This window comes from Pseudomonas hefeiensis (genome assembly GCF_030687835.1).
Taxonomy (GTDB): Bacteria; Pseudomonadota; Gammaproteobacteria; order Pseudomonadales; family Pseudomonadaceae; genus Aquipseudomonas; species Aquipseudomonas hefeiensis.
The window spans coordinates 2,292,167-2,316,118 of the sequence record NZ_CP117449.1; the positions used below are offsets into that span (position 1 = coordinate 2,292,167).

Sequence of the window (23,952 nt, forward strand, 5' to 3'; positions counted from 1 at the left end):
TTTTGTTGTTCCACTGTCGACGCCGGTACAGCGTCTCCTGTTTTGATACGTTCCCTTTGCTTACATACATTCCCCTTGTGGGAGATTCTATGTTGCAGGGCAACCCTGCAACATAGGTGTCGGCTGGTACTCGCTCTGATTTTTCATCAAAGCAAATGCCACCCGGCATAACTTTCGGGCCAGCACCACCAATGCCTGGGTTTTTGAGAAACCTCTCGCCAGGTATGACTCGTAGAACGGCTTCCATCTAGGCGAGCGGCGTGCTGTCATTGCAGCGATATGAGCCAATCGGCGTATCTCTGAATCGCCCTTCTTGGTGAGGTGCCGTTGACCCTTCTTTTTTCCGGAGTCATCGACCCTCAAGTCCATCCCCAAAAACGCGATAAATGCATCGCTGTCCGCAAAATCACCTCGCATGAAACTCGTCGCCAATCCAGTAGCGACCAGTTCACCAACGCCCTCGATGGCTTTGCAGCGGCCGATATTCGCCTCAATTCCCGCTTCTTTGCTGACTTTTCGTAGCAACTTCTGAATGGCCTGAATCGCCTGTTCGAACGCCTTTTGCTGAGTGGCCAGCGTTTTTTTTAACAGAGGCTCATCGTGCCAGCTCAACATCAGGCCGGTATGGTTCTTGACCAGCGTCGCACGCCTATGAAGCAGGCTTTTTAACGTCGTGTAGGCTTTCGGTGGCGGGCTCCAGAGCCGCAACTCGTGCTGTTCATTGGTTAAATACCGCGCCAGCAGACGAGCATCACAAGGATCGTTCTTAGCCCGCTGGCCGATGCCGCGACGATAATTGCTCACCCGATAAGCATCCACGACATAGACCTGATGCCCCATCGCATGAGCCAGCTCGACGGTGTCCAGGTGGTAGATGTTGGTTGCTTCGACGGCTAGAGCACTTTGGGCGGGCAACGTTTTAAGCCAGCGTTTGAGGGATGTTCGGTCATTCTTGATGGTGTCAGTGGTTTGCAGGTCATAGCGATAAACAACAACTTCGGCCTTGGCTATATCAATACCAACAACCGTCTGCGAGGTAAGGATTGTCATAGCGAATCCTCGGAGCTAGGGTTTAGGTGCTTGTCGGGGTCTACCTTTGCGCTGGCTTGCCTCTATTGTCGGTTTTACCGATGAATTCCTTATTGGCGCTTTGGGTAGAAGGGGCGGGACGAGAAGTCTCCCACGGTCCGTACTGGCTAGAGTCGGAATCGAGCTTTTAGTCCCGCCCACCCCTTCAAGTCTAAACATACAAGCGGGCTTGCTCGCGAAGGCGGTAGGCCAGTCGACATCATCGTTAGCTGACACACCGTCTTCGCGAGCAAGCCCGCTCCCACAGGGGGACTTGCTTGTTCTTCAGGCCGTGACAGGGTCTTTTTGGGGCGAGGTGCTGCGGATGTCCGCTTCAAGCATCATCTGTGCGGCCTTCTCGGCAATCATCAGCGTCGGCGAGCAGGTGTTGCCCGAGGTGATGCGCGGCATGATCGAGGCGTCGGCGACGCGCAGGCCGTTGACGCCGTGGACCCACAGTTGTGCATCCACCACCGCGTCACGGTCCTGGCCCATGCGGCAGGTGCCCACCGGGTGGAAAATCGTCGTGCCTATACGGGCGGCGGCCTGGTGCAGTTCTTCCTCGGTTTGCAGGCTTGGTCCCGGCAGGTATTCCACCGGCTTGAAGGCGCTCAACGCCGGGGCGGCAACGATGCGTCGGGTCAGGCGGATGGCGTCGGCGGCGACCCGCAAGTCTTCGGGATGGCTCAGGTAATTGGGCTGGATCAGCGGCGCCTCGTGCGGGTCGGCCGAGCGAATGTCTACCCGACCACGGCTTTGCGGACGCAAGTCACAGACCGACGCAGTGAACGCCGGGAAGCTGTGCAGTGGTTCGCCAAAGCGTTCCAGCGACAACGGCTGCACGTGGTACTCGAGGTTGGCCGAGGCCTGTTCCGGCCCCGAGCGGGCGAACGCACCGAGTTGGCTGGGGGCCATGGACAGCGGGCCGCTGCGATCATAGAGGTAGCGCAGCCCCATGCCCATCTTGCCCCACCAAGTGCCGGCGATCTGGTTCAGGGTACGGGCGTTTTCCAACTGGTAGATCAGCCGCAGTTGCAAGTGATCCTGCAAGTTACCGCCCACGCCGGGCAGCTCATGAACCACGCCTATGCCCAGACGTTGCAACAGGTTGCGCGGACCGATCCCCGAGCGCTGCAAAATACCCGGCGAGCCTACAGCGCCAGCGCACAGCACGATTTCCTTGCGCGCCTTGAAAGTCATGCTTTTGCTTTGCCAGCGGGCGCTGACGGCGTGGGCCCGGTTGTCACGCAACAGCACGCGGTCGACTTCAACGTCGGTCATTACCGTGAGGTTGGGGCGCTGGCGAACCGGTTTGAGGAAGGCCTTGGCCGCGTTCCAGCGCACCCCGGCTTTCTGGTTGACCTGGAAGTAGCCGCAGCCTTCGTTGTCGCCGCCGTTGAAGTCGTCGACGCTGGGGATGCCGCTCTGTTCGGCAGCGGTGCGAAACGCATCGAGAATTGGCCATGACAGGCGCTGGCGTTCGACCCGCCATTCCCCGGCGGCGCCATGGAACTCGGAGTCTCCGGCAAAGTGGTTTTCGCTTTGTCTGAACAACGGCAGCACGTCTTTCCAGGCCCAGCCAGGATTGCCCTCGGCGGCCCAGCTGTCGTAATCCGCGGCCTGGCCGCGCATGTAGATCATGCCGTTGATGGAGGAGCACCCGCCCAGCACCTTGCCCCGTGGGTAACTCAGTGCGCGTCCTTGCAGACCCGGTTGCGCCTCGGTCTTGAAGCACCAGTCGGTGCGCGGGTTGCCGATGCAGAACAGGTAGCCGACCGGGATGTGAATCCACGGATAGTTGTCGCGCCCGCCCGCCTCAAGCAACAACACCCGGTGTTGCGCGTTGGCGCAAAGCCGGTTGGCCAGCAGGCATCCGGCAGGGCCGGCGCCCACGATCACGTAATCGTATTCATCGACGACAGGTTGCATTCGCGACCTCATTTTTGTTCTTGTGGGATGCATCCTAGTTGTTAGGTTTCGTCAAAAGAATGTTAGTTTTTGCGCAACCGCTGTGCGTTTTTAAACAGTCCTGCTTTCAGGCGTGTTCAAGGATGGCCCATGTTTGACTGGAATGACCTGCGCTACTTTCTGGAACTGCAACGCAGCGGTCGTTTGCTCACGGCTGCACGACGCCTGAACACCACCCATGCCACGGTGGCCCGGCACATCGAAGCCATCGAGAAAAGCCTGGGCACCGCGCTGTTTGTCCAGCATGCCCAAGGCTATGAACTGACCCCTGCTGGCGAATCGTTGCTCAAACACGCCGAAGCCATGGAAAACGTGGCGCTGCTGGCTCAGGAGGACATCACCCAGTCCAGCGCGCCCTTGGGCAAGATCCGCGTGGGGGTGACGGAAGGGTTGGGCATCATGTTTTTAGCCAGCCGCATGGAGGGTCTGTTCCAGCGTTATCCGGGGCTGGAAGTGGAGTTGGTGGCGGTGCCGCGTTTTGTCAGCATCCTCAACCGCGAAGCGGAAATCAGCATTCACCTCGAACGCCCGGTGGCCGACCTGCTGGTGACCCGAAAACTGACCGACTACAGCCTGGCGCTCTACGCCAGCCAAGCCTATCTGGACCGTTCGCCACCGTTGCGCAGTCGCGAGGACCTGGCCCGCCATGCCTGGATCGGCTACGTCGATGACCTGCTGTTCAGCCAGGAGCTGATGTTTCTCAACAGCTTTTGTCGTAACCCTCAGGTGGTGTTCCACAGCACCAGCGTCATCGCCCAGCAACAGGCTGCCCGCTCGGGATTGGGGATCGCCGTACTGCCTTGCTACATGGCCAGCAGCGACCCGGCCCTGGTCCCATTGCTGCCGGATGAAACCATCCGCCGCAGTTACTGGATCAGCACTCGCCGCGAACTGCACAAGTCCGTGCGCCTGCGGGTGCTCTGGGATTACGTGGTGCAGTTGTGCGAGCGCGAGCAGGGGTTGCTGCTGCCCTGATCACGCAGTAACCCGTGGGGTTGTTGACTGACTGGCGGTGCTTGTCAGAAAAAACCGAAAAGAGTACAAATGTACTCCATGACAACTCTCACCCCCCGCCGTACCGCCATCCTGACCTTCATCCGCGAACGCATCGCCGAGCAGGGTCAGCCCCCCAGCCTCGCTGAAATCAGCGAGGCGTTCGGTTTCGCCTCCCGCAGCGTGGCGCGCAAACATGTGCTGGCGTTGACCGAAGCCGGTTTCATTGAAGTCAATCCGCACCAGGCCCGGGGTATTCGCTTGCTGAACCAGCCGCCGCGTCCCGAGTGGCTGGACGTGCCGGTGCTGGGGCGGGTGGCCGCCGGTCTGCCGATCGGTGCTGATGCCGAGGTTCACAGCCGCCTGATGCTCGACCCGGCGATGTTCACCAAGGCGCCGGATTACCTGCTACGGGTCCAGGGTGACTCGATGATCGAGGATGGCATTCTCGACGGCGACCTGGTGGGTGTGCAGCGTACGCCCCAGGCCTCCAACGGCCAGATCGTCGTGGCGCGCCTGGACGGTGAAGTCACCATCAAGCGTTTCGAGCGAATCGGCGAGCGGATACGTTTGCTGCCGCGCAACCCGGCCTACCAGCCGATCAGTGTCGAAGCCGACCAGGACCTGGCCATCGAAGGCGTGTTCTGTGGCTTGCTGAGGCAAGGCTGATGGGCGCTGTCGTTGCACTGGACACGCTGTTCAACGGTGGCCAGGTCTGGAAGGGCCGGCCCGCGCCCCCGGCCGCCAGCCCACAACCCACCGGTCATGCGGCACTGGACGCGGCGTTGCCCAGTGGCGGCTGGCCGGAAGCGGCGCTGACGGAACTGCTGGTCGCCGCACCAGGCGTGGGCGAGTTGCAACTGGTCTGGCCGACCCTGGCGCGGTTGACGGCGGCGGGGGAGCGGATCGTGCTGGTGGCGCCGCCCTTCGTGCCCTATCCCCAGGCCTGGCAGAACGCCGGGGTGGACCTGCGCCAGTTATCAGTGATCCGGGCCGATGAGCGCGATGCCTTGTGGGCTGCCGAACAATGCCTGCGTTCGGGCAGTTGCGGCGCGGTGCTGTGCTGGCCCCGCCAGGCTGACGACCGCGCTCTGCGCCGCTTGCAAGTGGCGGCGGAAACCGGCCAGACCCTGGCGTTCGCCTGGCGCTCGATCCAGGAAGCCATCAACCCGTCGCCGGCGGCCCTGCGCATTGCCATCGATGGCCGGCCAGGGCAATTACGGGTGCTCAAGTGCCGGGGCGGGCTGGCCCGGTCGACGCCCATTGCCTTCGCCACGCTCAGCACACAGACAGAGCATTGAGGTTGCGATGCGCTGGGTCTGCATACTCTTCCCGCAACTGGCGCTGGACGCCGCGCTGCGTCAGCGTCCCGATCCCGACGAGCCCTTGGCGCTGTTGACCGGTCCGGCCCAGCGCCGGGTGCTGCAAGCGGTCAATGACCCGGCACGGGCCCTGGGTTTGCGTCCCGGCCAGACCATGACGGCCGCCCAGGCCCTGAGTAAAGGGTTTGCCACGGCCGAATACGACGCGGCGCAGATCGAACACTGGCAACAGTTCCTGGCGGCCTGGGCCTACCGTTTCAGCTCTCAGGTCAGCGTGCATTACCCGCGCACGCTGGTGTTCGAGATCGAGTCGAGCCTGGGCCTGTTCGGTCCCTGGCCGGCGTTTGAGAAACGCCTGCGGGCCGAGCTGACGCAACTGGGATTCCGGCATCGCATTGTCGCCGCCCCCAACCCGGTGGCGGCGCGGGTGTTGGCCAATGCCTACGACGCCTTGGTGGTGCCCGACATCGAAACCCTGCAAGCCTGCCTGGGACAGATGCCGGTAGAGCGTATCGGACTTGCGCCCGAGGTCGCCACGGCGCTGTCGCGCATGGGGCTGCGCCAGTTGAGCCAGGTCCAGGCCTTGCCCCGGCACACCCTGGCGCGGCGGTTTGAAGCCCAGGTGCTCAAGCACCTTGATGCGCTGACGGGCAGCCGCACCCTGGCACTGTCGTTTTACCTGCCGCCGGACCGGTTCGATGTGCGCATCGAGCTCAACTATGACGTGCAATCCCACCAGGCGTTGTTGTTTCCGTTACGCCGGCTGACCGGTGATCTTTCGGCTTTCCTGTGCGGTCGTGACAGCGGCGTACAACGCTTTGACCTGCACTTGGAGCACGCCGGGTTGCCGGACACGCTGATCAAGGTCGGCCTGCTCAGCGCTGAACGGGATCCTTCGATGCTTTTCGAGCTGGCCCGTGGTCGGCTGGAGCAGGTGCAGGTCGAGGCGCCGGTACGTGGCTTTCGCTTGTGTGCCGAAGACCTGCCCAGTTTCGTGCCCCAGCGCCTGGAGCTGTTCGACGAGCGGCCTCAGCAGTCCTTGCCCTGGGAGCAATTGCGCGAGCGGCTGCGGGCCCGGTTGGGGGACGACGCGGTGCAGGGCCTGGGGTTTCGCGATGACCATCGGCCTGAATGTGCCTGGCAGATGACCTCTCAACGCCAGCCCCAGACATGTCCGGTACGCGAGGGCGTCCGGCGTCCCGGCTGGCTGCTGGACGAACCCCAAGCCTTGCAGGAGAGCCAGACGCGAATCCTCATGGGCCCGGAGCGCATCGAGTCCGGCTGGTGGGACGGCGCCGACGTGCGCCGTGATTACTATCTGATCGAAACCCGCGCGGGCCAACGGGGCTGGGCCTATCGACCGGTGGGCGAGGGCGGTCCGTTGTGGCTGCAGGGCTGGTTTGCATGAACATCGAATATGCCGAACTGCATTGCCTGTCGAACTTCAGTTTCCAGCGCGGTGCCTCCAGCGCCCTGGAGCTGTGCCGTCGTGCGCAACAACAAGGTTACAAGGCCCTGGCAATCACCGATGAGTGCACCCTGGCCGGGATTGTCCGGGCCTGGCAGGCTGCCAGGGAGCTGGACTTGCACTTGATCGTCGGCAGTGAGATCCAGATCGAGAACGGTCCGAAACTGGTGCTGCTGGTGGAGAATCTGCAAGGCTATCAGGCCTTGTGCCGGTTGATCACCCGCGCCCGCCGCCGCAGCGAGAAAGGTTGCTATCGCATCGTGCGCGAAGACTTCGACGAGCCCTTGCCGGGGTTGCTGGCGTTGTGGGTGCCCGGTGACAGCGATCCCGAGGGGCAGGGGCGCTGGCTGCGGCAGATATTTGCCGAGCGCTTGTGGTTGTCGGTCCAGTTACATTGCGGGCAGGACGACCGGCGTCGACTGGCGGACTTGCTGGCGCTGGCGCAACGGTTGGACCTTGTGGCCGTCGCCACGGGGGACGTGCACATGCATGGGCGCGGCCGCCGCGCCCTGCAGGACACCATGACCGCCATCCGGCACCACGTCACGGTGGCCGAGGCCGGCCAGCGCCTGCACCCCAACGGCGAGCGCCACTTGCGCAGTCTCCAGGCCCTGGCCGACATCTACCCGCGCGCCTTGCTCGACGAAACGTTGAACATCGCCCGGCGCTGTACGTTCGACCTTGGTCAGTTGCGTTATCAATACCCACGCGAACTGGTGCCTGAGGGCCATACACCCGCGTCCTGGCTGCGGGAGTTGACCGAGCGCGGTATGCGCCAGCGATGGGAGAAAGGTGTGCAGGACAAGGTCCGCCAGCAGATCGACAAGGAGCTGGCCCTGATCGCCGAGCTGCGCTACGACAGTTATTTTCTCACGGTGCAAGACATCGTCAGCTTCGCCCGCGACCGGCATATTCTCTGCCAGGGCCGTGGTTCGGCGGCCAACTCAGCGGTGTGCTACGCCTTGGGTATCACCGAAATCGACCCGAGCCAGACCAGTATGCTGTTCGAGCGATTCCTGTCCCGGGAGCGCAACGAGCCGCCGGACATCGACGTCGATTTTGAACACGAGCGTCGTGAAGAAGTGCTGCAGTACGTGTTCCAGCGCTACGGTCGCCATCGTGCGGCATTGACGGCGGTGGTCAGCAGCTACCACGGTGCCGGCGCGGTGCGGGACGTCGCCAAAGCCTTGGGCTTGCCGCCGGATCAGGTCAACGCGCTGGCTGACTGTTGTGGGCGCTGGAGTGACGAAGCGCCGCCAGTGGATCGTCTGCGCGAAGGTGGTTTCGACCCGGACAGCCCAGTGTTGCGTCGGATCTTGAGCCTGACCCGACAACTGATCGGTTTTCCCCGACATTTGTCCCAGCACCCTGGCGGCTTCGTGATTTCCGAACAGCCCCTGGACACCCTGGTGCCGGTGGAAAACGCCGCCATGGCCGAGCGCACCATCATCCAGTGGGACAAAGACGACCTGGACGCGGTCGGGTTGCTCAAGGTGGATATCCTGGCCTTGGGCATGCTCAGTGCGATTCGTCGCTGTTTTGATCTGATCGCGCATTACCGCGGCCAGCAGTACACCTTGGCGACGTTGCCCAAGGATGACGCGGCCACCTACGAAATGATCACCCGCGCCGACACCATTGGTGTGTTCCAGATCGAGTCGCGCGCGCAAATGGCGATGTTGCCTCGGCTCAAACCCGAGTCTTTTTATGACCTGGTTATTGAAGTGGCCATCGTACGACCGGGGCCGATCCAGGGCGGGATGGTGCACCCGTATCTGCGGCGTAAAAACAAGGAAGAGGCGGTGACATACCCCTCCAAAGCGTTGGAAGAAGTGCTCAAGCGCACCTTGGGCGTGCCTCTGTTTCAGGAGCAGGTCATGCAGATCGCCATCGTTGCGGCTGATTACAGCCCGGGCGAAGCTGACCAGTTGCGTCGTTCCATGGCTGCCTGGAAACGCCACGGCGGTCTGGAACCGCATCGGGAGCGCCTGGCGGCAGGAATGGCGAAAAACGGTTACACAGCAGAATTCGCCGCGCAGATATTTGAACAGATCAAGGGGTTCGGCAATTACGGTTTTCCTGAATCCCACGCCGCCAGCTTCGCCTTGCTGACCTACGCCAGCAGTTGGCTCAAATGCCATGAGCCGGCGGCGTTCGCCTGTGCCCTGATCAACAGCTGGCCCATGGGGTTCTACAGCCCGGACCAGATTCTGCAGGATGCCCGCCGGCATCAGTTGCAGATCCGCCCGGTGGACGTACGCGCCAGTGACTGGGATTGCAGCCTCGAACCCATGGCAGGCCGACAACCGGCGCTTCGCCTGGGCCTGCGCATGATCAAGGGCTTTCGCCAAGAGGATGCCCATCGTATCGAAGCGGCCCGCCGGCATCGGGCCTTCAGTGACGTGGCCGACCTTGGCGAGCGCGCGCAACTCGATGCCCGGGCCCAGGCGCAACTGGCCGACGCCGGTGCCTTGCGTGGCCTGGCCGGTGATCGGCATCGCGCTCGCTGGGAAGTGGCCGGGGTACAGAAACAGCTGGGCTTGTTCGCCGGTTTGCCCAGTCAGGAAGAACCGCCCGTGGATCTGCCAAAACCCACGGTGGGGGAGAACCTGTTCGCCGATTACGCCAGCGTCGGTACGACGCTGGGGCCCCATCCACTGGCCTTGTTGCGCCCCGAACTGCGCGCCCGACGCTGTCGCAGCTCACGGGAACTGCAGGATGTGGAGCATGGCCGCAACGTCAGCGTCGCCGGCCTGGTCACCGGCCGCCAACGGCCAGGCACGGCCAGCGGCGTGACTTTCGTCACCCTGGAAGATGAGTTTGGCAACCTCAATGTGGTGGTCTGGCGCGACCTGGCCGAGCGCCAACGCAAAGCCTTGGTGGGTTCGCAATTGCTCAGGGTCGACGGACGTTGGGAAAGTGTCGGTGAAGTTCGTCACCTGATCGCCGGTCGTTTGAGCGACCTGACCGAGTTGCTGGCGGGTATCCAGGTGCACAGCCGCGATTTCCGCTGAACCCAGCTGCCATACAGCAAGCAGTCCGGACAAAACTGCATCGTGACCTCAGCATGAAACCAAACGCCAGCGCAGCGCTCGAAGCTCTGAGCACAAGGGACTTGTGGTATGCCGATTCCCTGCTGGCATTTTCGAGGTTCAGAATCGACTCATGCAGTTCTTATCCCAGAATCATGGATGCCCCGGTTGGGGCGGTGAAATGGCCGGGCGTATCCGGGCGTTCGATTGGAGTCAGACCGAACTGGGCGCCATCGAGCACTGGTCTGCCAGTCTGCGCAGCGCAGTCCAGATGCTGCTGGCGTCGCCTTTGCCAATGGTCATGTTGTGGGGCCGTCAGGGCTTCATGATCTACAACGATGCCTATGCCGAGTTCGCTGGAGGGCGCCATCCGTACCTGCTGGGCTGCGCGGTAGAGTTGGGCTGGCCGGAAGTGGCCGAATTCAATCGTCACGTACTGGATGTCTGCCTGGCCGGCGGCACCTTGTCCTATCGCAGCAAAGAGCTGGTATTGCTACGCAATGGCAAGCCTGAAGATGTATGGATGGACCTTTATTACAGCCCGGTGCCTGACGATGATCAGTCTCCGGGCGGCGTGTTGGCGATCGTCGTGGAAACTACCGAGCTTGTGCTGACCGAGCGCGCCCGTCAGGAGGCGGAACGCAGCTACCGCGCCGTCAACGAGCGCATTCAGTTGGCCCTCTCGGTCGGGCCGCTGCTGGGGTCGTTTGTCTGGGACATCCAAAACGATACACTTTCCGGCGATGAGCGTTTTTCCCGCACCTTCAATTACCCGCCAGACACGCCACTGGATGCATTACCTGTCGAGATTGCCCGCCAGAACATCCACCCCGATGACCTTGAGGAGGTGAACCGGCGGGTCGAGCTGACCTTGCACACCGGGACACCCTACAACGCTGAGTATCGGGTGCGCCGCCTGGACGGTGATTACCTGTGGGTGCTGGCCAGCGGGCGATGTGAATTCGATACGTTGGGCCGCCCCCTGCGTTTTCCCGGTGTGCTGATTGATATCAACGAACGCAAGGCGGCTGAAGCATCACTGCTCAAGTTCACCCGTGATCTGGAGCAGCGTGTCGCCGAGGAAGTGCATGCGCGGTTGACGGCCGAAGAACAGTTGCGCCAATCGCAGAAACTCGAAGCCATTGGCGGACTCACTGGCGGTGTGGCCCATGACTTCAACAACTTGCTGCAGGTGATCGCCGGCAACCTGCACCTGCTGGGCTCGCCACGAACCGGACAACGTCAATGTGCAGCGACGGGTCAGTGCCTCCATCGAAGCGGTGGAGCGGGGCGCCAAACTGTCCTCGCAATTGCTGGCGTTTGCCCGACGCCAGCCGTTGTCACCGGCGGTCTACAACCCACGGCGGATCTTCGACGGCCTGGGCGAGTTGCTGCAACGGGCCTTGGGCGAAACCATCCAGATCGAAGTGGCCTTGCCTGCCGAACCCTGGTGCGTTCATGTCGATCGCAATCAACTTGAAAACGCTTTGCTGAACCTGGCGATCAATGCCCGCGATGCCATGGACGGTGAAGGCACCATTGGCCTGATTGGCGAAAACATCGTGCTCGACGAATCCTCTTGCGTCGGCAAAGGCATTCCAGCCGGCGACTATGTGCGTTTGTCGGTGATCGATCGCGGCGCAGGCATGCCTCCCGATGTCCTGAAATCATGTGTTCGAGCCGTTTTTCACCACCAAGACCGACGGCCAGGGTACCGGGCTTGGATTGAGCATGGTGTTCGGGTTCGTCAAACAAAGTGGCGGGCATATCGAGATTGCCAGTGACGTGGGTAAGGGCACCCAGGCGCAAATGTATTTCCCCCGCAGTCTGCAGCCTGAAACAGGGGAAGAGACGCCACAGGGCCCGCTGCAGCCTGGCGGGCAAGAGACGATTTTGGTGGTGGAGGATAACGAAGAGGTGCGCCGCGCGTCGGTAGAGCTGCTGGAACAATCGGGCTATCGGACACTCACGGCGGCCAACGCTGATGCGGCCATGGAGCTTTTGCTCGAAGGCGTCTCGGTGGACCTGATTTTTACCGATGTGGTCATGCCCGGTCTGATCAAGAGCTCGGACCTGGCTGCCTGGGCCAAGGTGCAGGCCCCGCCGGTGCCCGTGCTGTTCACTTCGGGCCACACCCGGGACATCATTTCCCGCAACCACCAATTGAGCCCAGATACCCATCTGCTGAGCAAACCCTACGGTCCGGAGGCCTTGATCACTATGGTGAGGACTGTATTGGGGAGTTGATCGCAACGCGGTAAACAAATGGAACCGAAGCCGCCGTGTCACCTTCAAATGACCATGACCGGTCATCAATCCGGCCTGTCATGAACGAGGTGTCTATGAACCAAGATCCTGAAAACACCCAGCCAGCCAGCCCCGCCGGGGCAGGCAAGGCCCAGAGCGCCGACAGCGAGGTCGATCAAAAGAATCACCACCAGGACAACGACAACACCTTCAGCCCTGGTTTCAAGCCTGACCCGGACCGCCCGGAATCCGGTGAGAGCACTGACGCCGATATCGACACGGACGGCGGCTAGCAGAGCTCATGACAAGCCCGACTCGATGGTCGGGCTTGTCCATGCTTCAAGCTTTATTTGCTCGGATGAGCGGCCTGGAGTTTCTTGGCCATCTCCAGATGTTTTTCCAAGTCTGGAAGCATTTTCTGAGCGAACGCCTTCAGCTCGGTGTTGCCGGTCTTCTTGTCGTCAGTGACGGTTTCGGCTTCTTTCTTGAACAGGGCAATGGTTTCTTCGTGGGCCATCACCTGGTTGTTGGCGTAAGCCGCATCAAACGACTCCTCGCGCATGTCGAGAATCTTGGCCTTGGCCTGCTTCACCAGCGTGGTTTCGTCCGGCACTTCGATATCGTGTTTTTTCGCCAGCGAGATTAACTCCTCATTGGCTTTGGTGTGGTCGGAAATCATCATGTTGGCGAACGCCTTGACGTCGGCCGAGCTGCTCTTTTCCAGGGCCAGTTTGCTGGTTTCGATTTCCGCGATACCACCGGCCGCCGCGTTGTCGACGAAGTCGTTGGAAGTCGCGGCCCAAGCCATGCCCATGCTGGTACTCAAGGCAACTGCCAGGCCGAGTTGACGCAGGGTAAATCCGTCCATAGGTAGGTCTCCACACAGGTTATACAAGGGACTTGTGTCGTCCTGTTCAATGGAGAGCGACGGGCGGACAAAGGTTTGATCGCAAAGCGTGCCGGTACGACGAACGGTCACCGCTGGTCGGATTGACGGTCGACAGAACCCCGTCGGCGAGGCCATTCTGATGGTCGACGAGCGCCGTAGACGGCGTTAGCCATCGTTCTACCAAAGGAGGTGTTCCATGCCGGTGAACCACGATTTGTGCCAGGATCTCAACTGCACAAAAGACGACATCCAGCAAAGACGCAGCGAGAATCCAAGGCTCGACTCGTTACTTCTCAAATACTCCCAAATTGATGCCGAAGTGGTCGACGCCGAGAAGCCGTCGTCTGCCGCACTGTCCGATGTTGCCCTGAAGACGCTCAAGGAGAAACGTTTGCAGGTCAAGGACGAGATCGCGCAGTACTTGCAGGGATAGCCATACGGCCGGGCTGGTGGTGAGGGCCCTTTGTGTCGCGAAGGGCCCTCTGGCTAGAGGCTTTTTGTGTACCGCAAATCCGTCAGGTCAGCGGATCCCAGCGCTGGGACCAGTCGCTGCCGGTCGTGACGATCTGGCGCAGCACTTCGAAGGCTTGCTGCAACGCCGCCGAATCCCGATCCCGGGAGTACACGAGGTAGGTCGGGTAGTTGAATTCCGGCGCCTTGGGCACCCGCTCCAGGATGCCGCTGTCCAGGTAGCTCTGCACGACCCGGGTACGGAAGTAGCCGCTGCCGCCGTTTTCCAGGATGTACTGCAGGGCCAGGGGGCCGAGGTTGAAGGTCACGGCCGCCTTGGCCTTGTCCGGCAACGCGGTGTCGTGCTGACGACGGAAGTCTGCACTCCAGTCGATGTACACGTAGGGCTCGGGACGGCTGGCCAGGCGTACCAGGATCAGTTTCTCCTCCAGTAACTGTTCCACTTGCAGCCTCGGCCAGTATTCGGGCTGATACACCACGGCGGCATCCAGCAGGCCCAGTTCCAGTTGTTGCAGCAGTTTCTCGCCATCGCGGATGTCCATGCGCAGGGCATGGCCGGGGATTTTATGGCGCAGCTCCTCGGCCCAGGCGAGCATCAAGGGATTGCACAGGCTGACCTCGCCACCGAGGTGTAAAACGTTGCGGAAACCCTCGGGCAAGGGCAGGTCCCGTCGGGCCGCTTCCCAGGTCTGCACCAGTTGATTGGCATACACCACGAAGGCTTCACCGTCGGCGGTCAGCCGCGCGCCGGCACGGTTGCGCACAAACAACACGCAGCCGAGTTGGCTTTCAAGCTTCTGGACCCGCGCTGTGATGGCTGTCTGGGTGACATGCAGCTTGTCGGCAGCCGCGGCGAGACTGCCGTGGCGGACGATTTCCAGAAAGGTACGGGCGAGGTCGATGTCCATGGTCAGGCCGATGCGGGGAAAGCGGGGATTGTACGATACCTGCGAACCACCGCAGGGCCCTTTGCTGGATGTGCCGGCGCTATCGCGGGCAGGCTCGCGCCGACAATTTTCCCGGGTGATGAAGATTGAGCTTCGCCCCAGATCCCTTGTGGGAGCGAGCCTGCTCGCGATAGCGATGGGTCAGCCAGTGAAGATGTTCAAGTAAAAACACAAATCCCGCCACAGGGGCGGGATTCGTTTGCAGCCAGGGCACCCGGGAAAAGGGCGGGCAGACTCAGCCTGGGAACAGCTCGGACAGTTTCATCGCCAGCATCATGTCGCCTTCGGCGCGCAGCTTGCCGCCCATGAATGCCTGCATGCCGTCGGTGCTGCCGTCGACGATGCCTTCGAGGGTTTCGCCATCCATCACCAGGGTCACCTGGGCGTCCGGGTTTTCACCTTCCTGCAGTTCGCAAGTGCCATCCTTGACGATCAGCGAGAAATTCTGGGTATCGTCGATGCGGAAACCGAATACCAGGTCCAGGCCGGCAGCGGCGGCTGGGTTGAACTTGGCTTTCATGGCTTGTACGGCGTCGGCTACGGAGGTCATGGTTTCGATCCTTATTTGGGTTATACAGCAAGGGTCTACAGTAATCCGGACTCAGCGAAAGGTGATGAGATCCGGGGCCTTCAGCAGTTGCAGGTGGGCCTGACTGTTGAAGGAAGCCAGGGCTACCTCGCGGCCCCTGAATTTCAGGTGGTTGAGCGAGGTGTTGACGATTTGCCAGTTCAGTTCGAAGGCCTGCCGCGCAGGCATCTGGGTGATCAGGTGGAGCAGGGCGGTGATGGTCCCACCGGAGGTGAACACGGCGATTTTCTGGGAATTGTCGGCTTGCTCCAGAATGCGCTGCAGGCCGGCCTGGACGCGTTCGACGAAGCCTAGCCAGCTTTCCAGTTCGGGCGGGTCGTATTGGCCGCCGAGCCAGCGTTCGATGATCAACGCGAAGATGCGCTGGAATTCGGCGCGGTTCTGTGCGGCGTTGCGCAGGATGTACAGGGCTTCGGGTTCCTGGGGGAGCATGTCCGGCAACAGGGCGCGGATCACCGCGTCGGCGTCGAACTCATTGAATGCCGAATCGATTTCCAGCTTGGGAACCGGTAGCCCGGCGGCGGACATCCGGTCCAGCGCACCGGTGGCGGTATCCTGCTGGCGGCGCAGGTCGCCCGAAAGACAGCGATCGAACACGACACCCAGTTCGGCGAGGTGGCTGCCCAGCACTTGCGCCTGGCGTACACCGTTTGGCGAAAGGACATCGTAGTCGTCCGCACCGAAGGAGGCTTGGCCATGTCGAATCAGATAGATACTGCCCACGTCCGCGTCATCCCGGTACGTTGAAGGTTTGGCGAGGTTATGAGGATGACGGTGAGCTGTCAATGAAAAAACATACGCTTGTTTGAAATGCCCGTTACAGCCTTGTGCAGCCGCGCTTGCGTTAAGGTAACCATAGGTTTCATGGCTGGTCGCGGCGCAGGCGCATGGGTATGCTGAACGTGTTGAGTGCCCGCGCTTGAGCGGCGTTTTGAATTTATTAGGAGCCATCGTGGAGTTTTTCATCGAATACGCCAGTTTCCTGGCCAAGACTGTGACGCTGGTGATTGCCATCCTGGTGGTGCTGGCCAGTTTTGCTGCCCTGCGCAGCAAGGGACGGCGCAAGTCTGCCGGCCAGTTGCAGGTGAGCAAACTCAACGACTTCTACAAGGGGCTGCGTGAGCGTCTGGAGCAGACGCTGCTGGATAAAGACCAGCTCAAGGCCCTGCGCAAGACGGAAGGCAAGGCTGAAAAGGCCGCCAAGAAACACAAGGACAAGCCGGCAGCCAAGTCTCGGGTATTCGTGCTGGATTTTGACGGTGATATCAAAGCCTCGGCCACCGAAAGCCTTCGTCATGAAATCACCGCATTGCTGACCCTTGCGACCCCGAAGGATGAAGTGGTGTTGCGCCTGGAAAGCGGCGGCGGCATGGTCCACAGCTACGGCCTGGCCTCGTCGCAACTGGCCCGGATCCGTCAGGCCGGTGTGCCGCTGACGGTGTGCATCGACAAGGTCGCGGCCAGCGGCGGCTACATGATGGCGTGCATCGGCGAGAAGATCATCAGCGCCCCGTTTGCCGTTCTTGGCTCCATCGGCGTCGTGGCCCAGTTGCCTAACGTCAACCGTCTACTGAAGAAACACGACATCGATTTTGAAGTGCTGACGGCCGGTGAATACAAGCGCACGCTGACGGTGTTTGGCGAAAACACCGAGAAGGGCCGGGAAAAATTTCAGGAAGACCTGGACATCACCCATGAGTTGTTCAAGAACTTCGTGTCCAACTACCGTCCGCAACTGGCCATTGATGACGTGGCGACCGGTGAAGTCTGGCTGGGCGTCGCAGCACTGGACAAGCGCCTGGTGGACGAGCTGAAGACCAGCGATGAATACCTGGCTGAACGAGCCAAGAGCGCCGAGCTGTACCACCTGCACTACGCCGAACGCAAAAGTTTGCAGGAGCGTATCGGCATGGCGGCCAGCGGTTCGGTGGATCGGGTGCTGCTGAGCTGGTGGAGCCGCCTGACCCAGCAGCGGTTCTGGTAACTCGCGGACAGAGGTCTTCCATTAGCCCCTGTAGGAGCGGGCTTGCTCGCGAAAGCGGCGGCACATCCAACATCATCTGTTCAGGTGCACCGTCTTCGCGAGCAAGCCCGCTCCCACAATCGTTCCGGGGTGGGCTGAAGATTGAGGTTCACCATCAATTTTCTCCTACAAAAAAGCCCTGAACCGGAACATCCGGATCAGGGCTTTTTCATATTTCAGGTTTCAGCGACGACGAAACAACGGCAGCGGTTCGTCAGTAGCTGCCTGGTAGGTCACCGAGAAGTCCTTAAGGCTTTCGAGGGCTTCAAAGGGGTCCTTGTCGGCGCGCAAGGCAAAGGCGTCGAAACCGCAACGGCGCATATAGAACAATTGGTCACGCAACACATCGCCAATCGCCCGCAATTCGCCCTTGAAGCCATAGCGGTCACGCAGCAGGCGAGCGTTGGAGTAGCTGCGCCCGTCGGTGAAGGCCGGGAAGTTCAGGGCGATGACCTGGAGCTGATTGGCGTCATCACCGATTTCCTCCGCCTCTTCGTCAGCGTCCAGCCACACACCCAGGCCGCCATCGCGGGCCTTGAGGGCGTGAGCATGATCGCGCCACAGGGCCAGAGGCACGATCAGGTCGTCGCAGTTGGAAATACCATCGAGGGTCGCGTCCTTGGGCAACAGGTGCCAGGTTTCGTCGGTAACCTCGTCGTTCTTAATTATTCGCTGCATAGACGCGTTCCTTGAAGAGGTCGATGCCGATACGTTGATAAGTGTCGATGAAACGCTCGTCTTCGGTACGTTGTTCGATGTACACGTCGATCAGCTTCTCGATCACGTCAGGCATGTCGTCCTGGGCAAACGACGGGCCGAGGATCTTGCCCAGGCTGGCATCGCGGCTGCCGCTGCCACCCAGGGAAACCTGGTAGAACTCCTCGCCTTTCTTGTCCACGCCGAGGATGCCGATGTGGCCGACGTGGTGGTGGCCACAGGCGTTCATGCAACCGGAAATGTTCAGGTCCAGCTCGCCGATGTCGAACAGGTAGTCCAGGTCGTCGAAACGACGCTGGATCGACTCGGCGATAGGGATCGACTTGGCGTTGGCCAGGGAGCAGAAGTCGCCGCCCGGGCAGCAGATCATGTCGGTCAGCAGGCCGATGTTCGGCGTGGCGAATCCTTGCTCGCGCAACTCGCCCCACAGGGTGAACAATTGGCTCTGTTCAACGTCCGCCAGGATGATGTTCTGTTCGTGGGAGGTGCGCAGTTGACCGAAGCTGTAGTGCTCAGCCAGGTCGGCCACGGCGTCCAGCTGCTTGTCGGTGATGTCGCCCGGCGCGACGCCGGTCGGCTTCAGTGACAGGGTTACCGCGACGTAGCCCGGCTTCTTGTGGGCCAGTGTGTTGCGGGTGCGCCAGCGGGCGAAGCCCGGATGTTCTTTGTCGAGTGCGGCCAGCTCGGCGTCCTGGTTGCTCAAGGCCTTGTAGTCCGGGTCGACGAAGTGCTTGGCTACGCGATGGACTTCGGCTTCGGTCAGGGTGGTCTGGCCGCCGCGCAGGTGCGCCATTTCGGCCTCGACCTTCTCGGCGAACACTTCTGGCGTAAGGGCCTTGACCAGGATCTTGATCCGCGCCTTGTACTTGTTGTCACGACGGCCGTAGCGGTTGTACACCCGCAGGATGGCGTCGAGGTAGCTCAGCAGGTCTTGCCATGGCAAGAACTCGTTGATGAACGCGCCGACCACTGGGGTACGGCCCAGGCCGCCACCCACCAGCACACGGAAGCCCAGCTCGCCCGCGGCGTTGTAGACCGTCTCCAGGCCGATGTCGTGAACTTCAATGGCCGCACGGTCCGAGGTCGAGCCGTTGATGGCGATCTTGAACTTGCGCGGCAGGTAGGCGAATTCCGGGTGGAAGGTGGTCCACTGGCGAACGATCTCGCACCAGGGGCGCGGGTCGATCAACTCATCGGCCGCGACACCGGCGAACTGGTCGGTGGTGACGTTGCGCAGGCAGTTGCCGCTGGTCTGGATCGCGTGCATTTGCACGGTGGCCAATTCAGCCAGGATCTGGGGCACATCTTCCAGGGCCGGCCAGTTGTACTGGACGTTCTGGCGGGTACTGATGTGGGCGTAGCCTTTGTCGTAGTCGCGGGCAATCTTGGCCAGCATGCGCACCTGACGCGAGGTCAGTTGGCCATAAGGCACCGCTACGCGCAGCATCGGGGCGAAGCGCTGGATATACAGGCCATTCTGCAAACGCAGAGGGCGGAATTCTTCTTCGCTCAGCTCGCCTGCCAGATAGCGTCGGGTCTGATCACGGAACTGCTTGACGCGGTCCTCGATGATCCGCTGATCGTACTCGTCATATACGTACATATAAGTCTCGTTCTCAGGCTTGGGCCGATCAGAAACAGCTGTGTGTTGGCTCGCTGAAATCGGATTCTGCCTCGGCAATTCTGCGCGCACGGCCGCGCACTCCTATAGGAGCCGGTGCAAGATACCTGTTTTGGGTTATGCGCAAAAGTGATGTTTGAGTATATGTAAAGAACCAAATCGACTAATGGGATTGATTATTGCCTAACCCACATTTGTCGTGCGGGCAATCATCGTCTTAACTGTGGTCGAGTCCCTATGCAATCACCTACAAAACCGACAAGAGGCGATGCAATGAGCAATCCGACCAAAGCAAGGAAAAGCGACAGTTCTGTTGATGCCTGGGCCATTTTGTTTCTGATTATCCTGGTGGTGGGCACCGCGGTGTTCTGGGTCAGTCACCAATAGAGCGGTGGTGAAAAAAACTGTGGGAGCGAGCCTGCTCGCGATAGCGGTGGTTCAGTCAGCCATGAGGTGACTGACAAACCGCTATCGCGAGCAGGCTCGCTCCCACAGGGTTATGTGTTTTTAGTCAGATATTTCTACAACCCCGCCAGGTGCACCACCAGCTTGACGATGCCAAACAGCGTCAGGGCGAAGATCACCGTGAAGACGATGCCCAATACCACGAAGTGGCTCGGCTTGCCGTGGGTGAAGTCACGGGCGCGATTCTTGCCGCTTTGCACGCCGAAAGCGGCAGCCAGCACGCTGTGCATCATCTGCCACAGGGTAGGCGGCTTGTTGTCGATCGGATCGTCCATAAATCCCTCGTCTGCCATGGGTTTGGAACAAGCATAGACAAAAGATCGCAGCCTGCGGCAACGCCTACAGGAATACACCAAACCCTGTAGGCGCTGGCGAAGCCCGCGATGTTTTAAAAGCTCTTAGTTGTCGTAACCCAAATTCGGTGCCAGCCAGCGCTCAGTCACACTCAAGTCCTGGCCTTTGCGCGCGGTATAGCTCTGGACCTGATCCTTGTCGATCTTGCCCACGGCGAAGTATTGCGCCTGGGGATGGGCGAAATACCAGCCGCTGACGGCTGCCGCCGGGAACATGGCGTAATGTTCGGTGAGGAATACGCCGCTGCGTCCAGCCTTCAGTTCGCTGGCCGCGGGGTCAAGCAGGCGGAACAAGGTGGCCTTCTCGGTGTGATCCGGGCAGGCCGGGTAGCCGGGGGCTGGGCGGATGCCGGTGTATTGCTCCTTGATCAGGGCGTCGTTGTCCAGGCGCTCGTCCTTGGCGTAGCCCCAATGTTCCTTGCGCACCTGCTGGTGCAACCATTCGGCGCAGGCCTCGGCCAAGCGGTCGGCCAGGGCTTTGACCATGATCGAGTTGTAGTCGTCGCCGGCTTCCTGGTAGGCCTTGGCGACTTCTTCGGCGCCGATGCCGGCGGTGGTGATGAAGCCGCCCACGTAGTCGGTCACGCCACTGTCCTTGGGGGCGACGAAGTCGGCCAGGGAGAAGTTCGGCTTGCCGTCAGTCTTGATGATCTGCTGGCGCAGGTGATGCAGGCGGGCCAGTGGCTTGCCATCCTCGCCATAGACTTCCAGATCGTCGTCATGCACCTGGTTGGCCGGCCAGAAGCCGAACACGGCGCGGGCGCTGATGAGTTTCTCGTCGATGAGCTTGCGCAGCATCGCCCGGGCATCGGCGTACAGTGCGGTAGCCGCTTCCCCGACCACTTCGTCGGTCAGGATGCGCGGGTACTTGCCGGCCAGGTCCCACGAGATGAAGAACGGTGTCCAGTCGATGTATTCGGCCAGCACGTTGAGGTCGATATCGTCCAGCACCCGCGCGCCGATAAAGGTCGGCTTGACCGGCTGGTAGCTGCTCCAGTCGAACTGCGGCTTCTTCGCCACCGCGGCCGGGTAGCTCAAGCGTTCGGTACGGGCGCTGCGGTTGGCGGTGCGCTCGCGAACGTCGATGTACTCCAGACGGGTTTTCTCGACGAATGCCGGCTTGAGTTCCTTGGACAGCAACTGGGTGGCCACGCCCACGGCGCGCGAGGCGTCGGTGACGTAGATCACTGCGTCGTTGCTGTACTTGGGTTCGATCTTCACCGCCGTGTGGGCCTTGGAGGTCGTGGCGCCACCGATCATCAGGGGCAGGTGGAAGTCCTGGCGCTGCATCTCGCGGGCCACATGCACCATCTCGTCCAGGGACGGAGTGATCAGGCCGGACAGCCCGATGATGTCGCACTTCTGCTCCTTGGCCACCTGCAGGATCTTCTCCGCCGGCACCATCACGCCCAGGTCGACCACGTCATAGCCGTTGCAACCGAGCACCACGCCGACGATATTCTTGCCGATGTCGTGGACGTCGCCCTTGACCGTGGCCATGAGGATCTTGCCCTTGGCTTCCGGCTTGTCGCCTTTTTCCGCCTCGATGAACGGAATCAGGTGAGCCACGGCCTGCTTCATCACCCGGGCGGATTTCACTACCTGGGGCAGGAACATTTTGCCCGCGCCGAACAGGTCGCCGACGATGTTCATGCCGGCCATCAGCGGGCCTTCGATGACTTCGATCGGGCGGGCGAAAGACTGGCGAGACTCTTCAGTGTCTTCGACGATGTGCGTGGTAATGCCCTTGACCAGCGCGTGTTCCAGGCGCTTGTTCACTTCCCAGCCACGCCACTCTTCGGTCTCCGCTTCCTTGACGCTGCCGTCGCCCTTGTACTTGTCGGCGATGGCGAGCAGGGCGTCGGTGCCTTCAGGCGTGCGGTTGAGGATCACGTCTTCCACGGCGTCGCGCAGTTCCAGCGGGATCTGGTCGTAGATCTCCAGTTGGCCGGCGTTGACGATGCCCATGGTCAGGCCCGAGCGGATTGCATACAGCAGGAACACCGAGTGAATCGCCTCGCGCACCGGGTTGTTGCCCCGGAACGAGAAGGACACGTTGGACACGCCACCGGAGGTCAGCGCATAAGGCAGTTCGTCGCGGATGTAGGCGCAGGCGTTGATGAAGTCCACGGCATAGTTGTTGTGTTCTTCGATACCGGTGGCGACGGCGAAGATGTTCGGGTCGAAGATGATGTCTTCCGGCGGGAAGCCGACTTCATTGACCAGGATGTCGTAGGAGCGCTTGCAGATTTCCTTCTTGCGCGCTTCGGTGTCGGCCTGGCCGGCCTCGTCGAAGGCCATCACCACCACGGCGGCACCGTAGCGCTTGCACAGCTTGGCATGATGGATGAACTGCTCGACGCCTTCCTTCATGCTGATGGAGTTGACGATGCCCTTGCCCTGGATGCACTTGAGGCCTGCTTCGATCACTTCCCATTTCGAGGAGTCGATCATGATCGGCACGCGGGAGATGTCCGGTTCACCGGCAATCAGATTGAGGAAGGTCACCATGGCCTTCTTCGAATCGAGCATGCCCTCGTCCATGTTGATGTCGATCACCTGGGCGCCGGCCTCGACCTGCTGCAGGGCCACTTCCAGGGCTTCGGTGTAGTTGTCGTCGCGGATCAGCCGGGCGAATTTGGCCGAACCGGTGATGTTGGTCCGCTCGCCGACGTTGACGAACAAGGAGCTGCGATCAATGGTGAACGGTTCCAGGCCCGACAGGCGGCAAGCCCGGGGAATCTGTGGAATCTGTCGCGGCGCGTAGCCGGCTACGGCTTTGGCGATGGCTTCGATATGCGCAGGCGTGGTGCCGCAGCAGCCGCCGACGATGTTCAGGAAGCCGCTCTGGGCAAACTCTTCGATGACCTTGGCAGTGTCCACCGGCAGTTCGTCGTATTCACCGAATTCATTGGGCAGCCCGGCGTTCGGGTGCGCCGATACGTGGGTGCTGGCCTTGTTCGACAGCTCTTCGAGGTACGGGCGCAACTCGCTGGCGCCCAACGCGCAGTTCAGGCCCACGGAAATCGGCTTGGCGTGGGCGACGGAGTTCCAGAAGGCTTCGGTGGTCTGGCCGGACAGGGTGCGGCCGGACGCGTCGGTGATGGTGCCGGAGATCATGATCGGCAGTTCGACGCCTAATTCCTCATACACCCCTTGCACGGCGAAAATAGCTGCCTTGGCGTTCAGGGTGTCGAAAATGGTTTCGATCAGGATCAGGTCGGCGCCGCCTTCGATCAGGCCCTTGGTGGCCTCGGTGTAGTTCTCCACCAGTTCGTCGAAGGTTACGTTGCGATAGCCGGGGTTGTTGACGTCTGGCGACAGCGAGCAGGTGCGGCTGGTCGGACCCAGCACGCCGGCAACGAAGCGCGGCTTGTCCGGTGTTTCCAGGGTCTTGGCGTCGGCCACTTTTCGGGCCAGGCGCGCGCCTTCCAGGTTCAGCTCGTAGGCCAGGCTTTGCATGCCGTAGTCGGCCTGGGACACCTGGGTGGCATTGAAAGTATTGGTTTCCAGGATGTCCGCGCCGGCATCCAGGTAGGCTTTTTCGATGGCGCCGATCACATCCGGGCGACTCAGTACCAACAAATCATTGTTGCCCTTGACGTCGCTTGGCCAGTCGGCGAAACGCTTACCGCGGTAGTCCTGTTCCTCAAGCTTGTAGCTCTGGATCATCGTGCCCATGCCGCCGTCGAGGATCAGAATGCGTTCCTTGAGGGCTTGCTGGAGAAGATAAAGGCGAGCACTGCGATCAGACATAGGACTACCTGGAAAAAGACCAT

General features: G+C 61.1%; 18 protein-coding genes and 1 pseudogene. 9 read left to right on the top strand and 10 right to left on the bottom strand.

The features are described from left to right. Window positions 1-87 precede the first annotated feature (87 nt). Window positions 88-1,050, bottom strand: coding sequence for an IS110 family transposase (locus tag PSH57_RS10220; protein WP_305386055.1), 963 nt, complete (start codon window positions 1,048-1,050; stop codon window positions 88-90). 303 nt (window positions 1,051-1,353) lie between these two features. After that, on the bottom strand, window positions 1,354-2,997 hold the full coding sequence (locus PSH57_RS10225; RefSeq protein ID WP_305389306.1) for a GMC family oxidoreductase: 1,644 nt from the start codon (window positions 2,995-2,997) through the stop codon (window positions 1,354-1,356). Between the two features lie 129 nt (window positions 2,998-3,126). Here PSH57_RS10225 and PSH57_RS10230 point away from each other — a divergent pair, with 129 nt between their 5' ends. The 7 genes and pseudogenes from PSH57_RS10230 (at window position 3,127) to PSH57_RS10260 (ending at window position 12,391) form a co-directional block, all read left to right on the top strand. Then, window positions 3,127-4,011 (top strand): LysR family transcriptional regulator, encoded by an 885-nt coding sequence (locus tag PSH57_RS10230; RefSeq protein WP_305389307.1) that lies wholly within the window; start codon window positions 3,127-3,129, stop codon window positions 4,009-4,011. A gap of 69 nt (window positions 4,012-4,080) precedes the next feature. Further along, window positions 4,081-4,698: a transcriptional repressor LexA gene (gene lexA, locus PSH57_RS10235; RefSeq protein ID WP_305389308.1), complete on the top strand. Its 618-nt coding sequence runs from the start codon at window positions 4,081-4,083 to the stop codon at window positions 4,696-4,698. After that, on the top strand, window positions 4,698-5,330 hold the full coding sequence (gene imuA / locus PSH57_RS10240; RefSeq protein ID WP_305389309.1) for a translesion DNA synthesis-associated protein ImuA: 633 nt from the start codon (window positions 4,698-4,700) through the stop codon (window positions 5,328-5,330). The genes lexA and imuA overlap by 1 nt, the downstream gene beginning before the upstream one ends. A 7-nt stretch (window positions 5,331-5,337) precedes the next feature. Continuing rightward, a complete protein-coding gene (locus tag PSH57_RS10245; protein WP_305389311.1) occupies window positions 5,338-6,759 on the top strand; it encodes a Y-family DNA polymerase in 1,422 nt (473 codons plus the stop codon). Then, window positions 6,756-9,833, top strand: coding sequence for an error-prone DNA polymerase (locus PSH57_RS10250; RefSeq protein WP_305389313.1), 3,078 nt, complete (start codon window positions 6,756-6,758; stop codon window positions 9,831-9,833). Before PSH57_RS10245 ends, PSH57_RS10250 begins: the two co-directional genes overlap by 4 nt. Window positions 9,834-9,984: 151 nt before the next feature. After that, window positions 9,985-12,098: pseudogene (locus tag PSH57_RS10255) on the top strand (hybrid sensor histidine kinase/response regulator). A gap of 95 nt (window positions 12,099-12,193) precedes the next feature. Then, on the top strand, window positions 12,194-12,391 hold the full coding sequence (locus PSH57_RS10260) for a hypothetical protein (protein WP_305389316.1): 198 nt from the start codon (window positions 12,194-12,196) through the stop codon (window positions 12,389-12,391). 53 nt (window positions 12,392-12,444) lie between these two features. On the opposite strand, the gene PSH57_RS10265 is transcribed toward PSH57_RS10260, so the two are convergent. Further along, a complete protein-coding gene (locus PSH57_RS10265; protein WP_305389317.1) occupies window positions 12,445-12,966 on the bottom strand; it encodes a DUF4142 domain-containing protein in 522 nt (173 codons plus the stop codon). Between the two features lie 217 nt (window positions 12,967-13,183). On the opposite strand from PSH57_RS10265, the gene PSH57_RS10270 reads away from it, so the two are divergent. Continuing rightward, window positions 13,184-13,420, top strand: a complete 237-nt coding sequence (locus PSH57_RS10270) for an HP1242/YdcH family protein (RefSeq protein ID WP_305389318.1) — start codon at window positions 13,184-13,186, stop codon at window positions 13,418-13,420. A gap of 82 nt (window positions 13,421-13,502) precedes the next feature. Here PSH57_RS10270 and PSH57_RS10275 read toward each other — a convergent pair whose 3' ends face one another. From PSH57_RS10275 to PSH57_RS10285, 3 genes are all read right to left on the bottom strand, one after another. Continuing rightward, window positions 13,503-14,366 (bottom strand): LysR family transcriptional regulator, encoded by an 864-nt coding sequence (locus tag PSH57_RS10275; RefSeq protein ID WP_305389320.1) that lies wholly within the window; start codon window positions 14,364-14,366, stop codon window positions 13,503-13,505. Window positions 14,367-14,640: 274 nt separating this feature from the next. Beyond that, complete coding sequence (locus PSH57_RS10280) at window positions 14,641-14,955, bottom strand: SCP2 sterol-binding domain-containing protein (protein ID WP_305389321.1); 315 nt, start codon at window positions 14,953-14,955, stop codon at window positions 14,641-14,643. Between the two features lie 51 nt (window positions 14,956-15,006). After that, window positions 15,007-15,717 carry a histidine phosphatase family protein gene (locus PSH57_RS10285; RefSeq protein WP_305389323.1) on the bottom strand — a complete coding sequence of 237 codons (711 nt, stop codon included), beginning with the start codon at window positions 15,715-15,717 and terminating at the stop codon, window positions 15,007-15,009. Window positions 15,718-15,946: 229 nt separating this feature from the next. Between PSH57_RS10285 and sohB the strand changes: the two genes are divergently transcribed. Continuing rightward, window positions 15,947-16,978 (top strand): protease SohB, encoded by a 1,032-nt coding sequence (sohB, locus tag PSH57_RS10290; RefSeq protein WP_305390343.1) that lies wholly within the window; start codon window positions 15,947-15,949, stop codon window positions 16,976-16,978. A gap of 222 nt (window positions 16,979-17,200) precedes the next feature. Here the strand turns inward: sohB and PSH57_RS10295 are convergent, their stop codons facing one another. From PSH57_RS10295 to metH, 4 genes are all read right to left on the bottom strand, one after another. Further along, complete coding sequence (locus PSH57_RS10295; protein WP_305389324.1) at window positions 17,201-17,695, bottom strand: DUF934 domain-containing protein; 495 nt, start codon at window positions 17,693-17,695, stop codon at window positions 17,201-17,203. Next, the gene (locus PSH57_RS10300) at window positions 17,679-19,337 is read right to left on the bottom strand and encodes a nitrite/sulfite reductase (protein ID WP_305416526.1); all 1,659 of its coding nucleotides are present in this window, start codon (window positions 19,335-19,337) and stop codon (window positions 17,679-17,681) included. Before PSH57_RS10300 ends, PSH57_RS10295 begins: the two co-directional genes overlap by 17 nt. 539 nt (window positions 19,338-19,876) lie before the next feature. Then, a complete protein-coding gene (locus PSH57_RS10305; RefSeq protein ID WP_092396051.1) occupies window positions 19,877-20,095 on the bottom strand; it encodes a DUF2970 domain-containing protein in 219 nt (72 codons plus the stop codon). Window positions 20,096-20,218: 123 nt separating this feature from the next. Then, window positions 20,219-23,929, bottom strand: coding sequence for a methionine synthase (gene metH / locus PSH57_RS10310; RefSeq protein ID WP_305389329.1), 3,711 nt, complete (start codon window positions 23,927-23,929; stop codon window positions 20,219-20,221). Window positions 23,930-23,952: the final 23 nt, after the last annotated feature.